This is a genomic window from Rhizomicrobium sp. (genome assembly GCF_056722145.1).
Map to the genome: position 1 here is coordinate 1 of NZ_JBWZET010000290.1, position 5786 is coordinate 5786.

Sequence of the window (5786 nt, forward strand, 5' to 3'; positions counted from 1 at the left end):
GCGGCAAGAACCGTCGAGGCGCTCTGGGCCGCCGTCGCCGACGCACTTCACACCTTCACATCCGAGGAATGCCTCAACTACTTCGTCAGCTGCGGGTACGATCCGGAATGATCGGAAAACGCTCTAGGGCAACACGCCATGCCCCAGCATGCTGTGGCCGCGCTGACACATGTTTATCGGAAAGCAGAATAATCAGTCGGCGCGCTTGCGGCGGCGGCCGGATTTGCGGTCGACGAGGGCGTGCGCCAGCGTGTGCTGCTCAAGAATCTCGGCGCTGGCGTCGCGCACGTTGAGCAGCACGCGGCGGATGGCGCAGGTGGTTTCATCATCGCAGTCGTCGCATTTGCGATAGGCGGTGCGGCTGGCGCAGGGGCTGAGGGCCAGCGGCCCATCGATGACGCGCAGAACTTCCGCAAAGGAAATGTCTTCCGGCTTGCGGCCGAGAATGTAGCCGCCGAACTTGCCGCGCATGCTGTGGACGATGCCGCGCCGCTTCATTTCGAGCAGGATCTGTTCGAGGAATTTGCGCGGCACGCTCGCCTGGGCGGCGATGTCGGCGATCATCACCGGTTCGGTGCCCTGATGTTCGCCGAGGACGAAAAGCGCCTTGAGGGCATATTTGGCTTTTTGCGACAGCATCTGCGACGGCCCCGGATCAATACTACAATATACATCGTGTAAATGGCGGAAGATAGCAACCGTTGTGGACGAACGCGCTCCGATCGGCAATGCTTCGACCATGGCTTGGCGGGCGTGTGCGGTTATCGTTGCGGCAGTGATGGTTGGCGCGCAGGGCCAGCCGGTGGAGACGGTCGTGGTCAGTGCGGCTCCGCCCGATCCGGTCGGCACGGCGGCGTTTTCCAGCGTTCGTCTCGGCACGGATGAACTCCGTATCTCGCCCCAGCTCGACGATGCGCTGGGGCAGGTGCCGGGGGTGTCGCTGTTCCGGCGCAACTCGTCGCTGTCGGCCAATCCGACGACGCAAGGCGTATCGCTGCGCGCCATCGCGCCGTCGGCGGCGGGGCGGGCGCTGGTCACCCTCGATGGCGTGCCGATGAACGATCCTTTCGGCGGCTGGGTGATTTTCTCGTCGCTGCCGCCGGAGGATATCGGCGCGGCCGAAATCGTGCGCGGTGCCGGCGCGGGGCCGTATGGAGCCGGCGCGCTGACCGGCGTGATTGCGCTCCAGGAAAACAGCCGTATCGATGTCAGCGCTTCGGGCGGCGAGCTCGGTCAGCGCCGGATTGCGGCGGCGGGCGGAACTGATCTCGGCGGGATTGCGCTCTATGCCAGTGCGGCGCGCGCTGCCTCCGATGGCTGGGTGCCGATTTCCCAATCTCAGCGTGGCGCCGCCGACAATACTCTCACCGTCGATGCCATGAGCGGCTCGTTGCGCCTGCAATTTGAACCGGAGGCGGGCACGCTGGTGTCGGCGCGCGTCGCCGCCTATCGCGAGGCCCGTCATTCCGGCACGGTCGGCACCTGGTCGCGCACCGATGGCACCATCGCCAGCCTCACCGTGGCCCATCCCGCCCACGGCGACGATCTCGGCTGGCGCTTGCAGGCGTGGGTGCATGTCAGCGATTTCGCGCAAAGCTCGGCCAGCATTTCGCCTGACCGCAACACCGCGACGCCGTCGAACCTGCAGAACGCGACGCCCGCGACCGGTTGGGGCGGCAATGCGGCGCTACGCGGCGAGGGGTTCGTCGATTGGGAGATCGGCGGCGATATCCGGGCGGCGCGCGGCAACGCCCACGAGTTCGCCTCGTATCAATCCGGCGCCTTCACGATCGGCCGCGTCTCCGGTGGCGATAGCGTCGTCGGTGGCGTCTATGCCGAAGGCGCGCACCACAGCGGCGCGTGGCTTGTCACGGTCGGCGTCCGCGCCGATGCGTGGCAGAGTTCGAACGGCCATGTCGTGCAGACGACACTGGCGACCGGAGCGGCCACGACGCAAACCTATTCCTCGCGCTCCGGCCTGCTACCCACCGCCCGCGCCGGGGTGCGCTATGGCGACGACGCGTTTTATCTGCGCACCGCCGCCTACAAAGGCTTTCGCGCGCCGTCGCTCAACGAACTCTATCGCCCGTTTCGTCTCGGCAACAACGTGACGGAAGCCAATCCGGCGCTCGCACCGGAAACGCTTTCGGGGGTGGAGATCGGCGCCGGCGGCGCGTTTGGCGATGTCACCTGGGACCTGACGGCGTTCTTCAACCGCCTCCACGCCGCGGTCACCAACGTCACGGTCGGCACCGGTCCCGGCACCTTTCCCGGCGCCGGTTTCGTGCCCGCGGGGGGATTGCTGATCCAGCGCCGCAACGTCGGCGACATCAATGCACCGGGCCTCGAAGGCGAGGTCGCTTATGCCACCGGCCCGCTGAAACTCACCGCAGCGTTCGATCTCCTCGATCAGCGCGTGCATGGCGGCAGCGAGGCGCCGCAACTGACCGGCAAGCGTCCGGCCCAGGCCCCGCGCGCCACAGTCACCGGCGGCCTCGATCTCGACCTCGATCCGGTTACGGCATCCGCCACGTTGCGATATGAAAGCAACCGCTTCAGCGACGACGCCAACGCGTTGCGGCTTGGATCGGCGGTGGTGGCCGGCGCCCGGCTCAGTTACGCGTTCGGCAACGGCCTTGCCGCTTTCGTCGCCGCCGACAATCTGTTCGACGCCCGCGTCGCCACCACGATGACGGCCGACGGCATTGCCAGCCTCGATGCGCCCCGCCTCGTCACCGCCGGTGTCACCTTCGTCCGCTAGGCACAGGTCACATTGGTTAAAATGTAAGCTTGTGTATCGCGCTCGGCGCCGTCAAACATTCCCAAACATTCTCGACACCGATGGGTGACATGCCGCTGGTAGCAAGCGGGCATGGACGCCCTTCGTCAAACCCCGCTCGCGCTCGGGCGGTCGCTGTGCGAGAACGGCTTTGCCGCGCTCGATCAGGGCGATTTCGCTGTCGCCGAGCATCAGTTCCGCACCTCGCTGCAATATGTGCCGAACCATCCGATCGCGATGGCGGGGCTCGGGATTGCGCGCGTGCACCTGGGCTGGGCGGGCGAGGGGCTGGTGCTGTTGGCGCGCGCGGCCGCGGCGGCGCCGAACGAGGCCTTCATCGCCCACGCTTATGGCGAATCCCTGTGCCGGATGGAGCGTTGGCGCGAGGCGGTGCCGCCGCTCGAACGGGCGATTGCGCTGCGCACCGGTTTTGTCGAGGCCCACACTGCGCTCGGCAATGCGCTCGGCGCGCTCGGCCGCAGCAATGAAGCGGCGGCGCACTACCGCACGGCGATCGCGATCAACCCGAACTTGCCGGAGCCGCACAACAATCTCGGTCTCGTGCTGGCCGCGCAGGCGCGTCACGACGAAGCGCTGGAACAGTACCGCGCCGCGCTGGCGTTGCGCCCCGATTACGGCGATGCCCGGCTCAATCTCGGTCTGTCGCTGCTCGAATTGAAGCGGCCGGCGGAGGCGCTCGCCGCTTTCGCCGCGCTCGGCAGCGACCCTCGCGCCGCGCTCGGACGCGGCAGTGCGCTGCAAGGCCTGGGCCGTATGGACGAAGCGCGCGCCGCCTTCGCCGAGGCCGCTCGCCGCAATCCGGATGACCCGCAGGCGCTGAAGGCATTTGCCGACAGCCGCACGCTGACGCCCGGCGATCCCGCGATTGCGCAGATGGAAGCGCTGCTGCCGCGCGAATTCGAACCGATGGCGCGCGCGTCGCTGCATTTCGCGTTGTTCAAGGCCTATGACGACACCGCCCGCTTCGACGAAGCCGCCCGCCAACTCGTCACGGCCAATCGCGTCTGGCGCCCGCACGTCGCCTACAATGAAAAGGCCGAGCTGAATTCGCTGGCGCGCATCGCCGAACTGTTCACGCCCGAATTGCTGCAGCGTCCTGCCGTCGAGGCCGACGAAACGGCAGTGTTCGTCGTCGGCATGCCGCGCTCCGGCACGTCGCTGGTGGAGCAGATTCTGGCCAGCCACCCGGCGGTGCATGGCGCCGGCGAGCTTGGCGATCTTGGTCTGGTCGCGACCGGCGGTTACACGCCCGACAAGCGATCGTTGGCAAAGCTGATCAATGATCCCGACGCGTTGCGCACCGTCGCCAAGGAATATCTCGGCCGCCTCCACGCCCTGGCGCCTGAGGCCGTGCGCATAATCGACAAGATGCCGGCCAATTTCATGTTCATCGGCCTGATCCGCTTGGCGCTGCCGGGCGCCCGCATCGTCCACGTCCGCCGCAATCCGCTCGACACCTGTTTTTCGTGCTATGCGCAACTCTTCCGCGGCGCGCTCAATTACAGCTACGACCAGGGCGAACTCGGCCGCTTCTATCGCGCCTACGACAAGCTGATGGCGCATTGGCGTGCCGTGCTGCCGGCGGGGGCGATGCTGGAGATCGATTACGAAGCGCTGGTCGGCGATTTCCCCAGCGCGGCGCGCCGGCTGGTCGCCTATTGCGGCCTCGATTGGGACGAGGATTGTGCCGCCTTCCATACCAACCCGCGCCCGGTCCACACCGCCAGTGCCTTCCAGGTGCGCGCGCCGCTCTATGCCACCAGCCTCAACCGTGCCGCGCCCTATCAGAGCCACCTCGGCGAACTGAAGCGCGCCCTCGGCATTTGATACCGGCTTGCGTTACCGCAGAGGTATTTTGATCAGCCGACCATCGATCGCTGGGCCGGAGCATCCTGCGCTAAGACCTCATTCAATTGCGCGATCAGCAGATCCTCAGGAACCGGCTTGGTGAGATAGGGCACGCGCAGCGCGGCCGCCATTTGCGCAATTGCCGGGCTGCCGCGTCCGGTGATCAGCAGGGCTGGCGTGGCGTTTGCTCGCTGCTGCATCAACGACACCAGTTCCAAGCCGCTCATGCCGGGCATGTTGTGGTCGACGATCAGGCAGTCATGCTGTTCGCCCGTATACAGCAGAAACTCATTGGCATTCTCATATACGCGAACCGAATAGCCATAGGTTTCGAGCATCGCGCGGGTGGAATCGCGAACCGCTTCGTCGTCGTCGATGACTGCCACTACGATGGGCATGGCGCCGTCAATCCTATAAGTATGCATTCTCCATAGAACCAAAAATACACGTCGAATCAAGACCTTAACTGCTAATAAGGCACCGATTTTGCCAGTGTCGCCAATAGCGGTAATTGCACCAACCGCGTAATCAGCTTATAAGGAGCATATGGCGTCTGTTGAGTAAGTATCGCCTCCAAAAAGGAGCCGGCATGAAGTCGTCATCGCGCGAAGAGCGTTTGCAGATAATGCTGACCGCCGACGAGTTGGAAGCGCTCGATACCTGGCGCTTCAAGTCGCGCATGCCCAGCCGCGCCTCGGCGGTTCGGGAACTGCTGCGCCGCGGTCTGGCCTCCGCTGGATTTCTGACCGCCGAGCAGGGAACCCAGTCCCGCGACTTCGGCGTCATTGCATCGGAAGAATAGCCGGCACGTTCGGACGAGATCACGTCGTTCATCTTTCCTCCCCCCGCGCCGACAAACCCTTTCCACCGCACCGCCGGCAAAAAAGCGGGGGAGGTGGCGCTGAAAGCGACGGAGGGGGGACCGATCCGGCGCTAAAACGTTCTGCCCTCCGGGCCTGATGGGCCACTTCCCCCGCTGTTTCGGCGGCGTGCCACTGTCTTGATTTGAGCATCGCGGGAGATGGGCCGTAGCTGAGCCCCGCCCCCGCAAGCACGACGATATACAGGACCCGCATGCGTGCGTGTGCGCTGCGGACAAGGCTGGCGAAGACGTGTGCCTTGTTCGTGCGGTCTGGGG

5 protein-coding genes are annotated in these 5786 nt (G+C 65.5%); 3 read left to right on the top strand and 2 right to left on the bottom strand.

Translation table 11 applies throughout. The annotated features are described in order from the left end of the window. Positions 1-192: 192 nt before the first annotated feature. Complete coding sequence (locus AC1P6P_RS14965; RefSeq protein ID WP_481403240.1) at positions 193-639, bottom strand: RrF2 family transcriptional regulator; 447 nt, start codon at positions 637-639, stop codon at positions 193-195. A 64-nt stretch (positions 640-703) separates the two neighbouring features. On the opposite strand from AC1P6P_RS14965, the gene AC1P6P_RS14970 reads away from it, so the two are divergent. Continuing rightward, entirely contained in the window at positions 704-2761 is a 2058-nt protein-coding gene (locus AC1P6P_RS14970; protein ID WP_481403241.1) for a TonB-dependent receptor, read from the top strand. Between the two features lie 111 nt (positions 2762-2872). After that, positions 2873-4627 carry a tetratricopeptide repeat-containing sulfotransferase family protein gene (locus AC1P6P_RS14975; RefSeq protein WP_481403242.1) on the top strand — a complete coding sequence of 585 codons (1755 nt, stop codon included), beginning with the start codon at positions 2873-2875 and terminating at the stop codon, positions 4625-4627. A 32-nt stretch (positions 4628-4659) separates the two neighbouring features. On the opposite strand, the gene AC1P6P_RS14980 is transcribed toward AC1P6P_RS14975, so the two are convergent. Further along, positions 4660-5046 carry a response regulator transcription factor gene (locus tag AC1P6P_RS14980; protein ID WP_481403243.1) on the bottom strand — a complete coding sequence of 129 codons (387 nt, stop codon included), beginning with the start codon at positions 5044-5046 and terminating at the stop codon, positions 4660-4662. A gap of 191 nt (positions 5047-5237) precedes the next feature. Here AC1P6P_RS14980 and AC1P6P_RS14985 point away from each other — a divergent pair, with 191 nt between their 5' ends. After that, on the top strand, positions 5238-5450 hold the full coding sequence (locus tag AC1P6P_RS14985; RefSeq protein ID WP_481403244.1) for a hypothetical protein: 213 nt from the start codon (positions 5238-5240) through the stop codon (positions 5448-5450). Positions 5451-5786 lie beyond the last annotated feature (336 nt).

Bases quoted from the DNA above. Each gene is read 5' to 3' on its own strand.
- AC1P6P_RS14965 (WP_481403240.1), bottom strand. From the start codon at position 639: ATGCTGTCGCAAAAAGCCAAATATGCCCTCAAGGCGCTTTTCGTCCTC.
- AC1P6P_RS14975 (WP_481403242.1), top strand. From the start codon at position 2,873: ATGGACGCCCTTCGTCAAACCCCGCTCGCGCTCGGGCGGTCGCTGTGC.
- AC1P6P_RS14980 (WP_481403243.1), bottom strand. From the start codon at position 5,046: ATGCCCATCGTAGTGGCAGTCATCGACGACGACGAAGCGGTTCGCGAT.
- AC1P6P_RS14985 (WP_481403244.1), top strand. From the start codon at position 5,238: ATGAAGTCGTCATCGCGCGAAGAGCGTTTGCAGATAATGCTGACCGCC.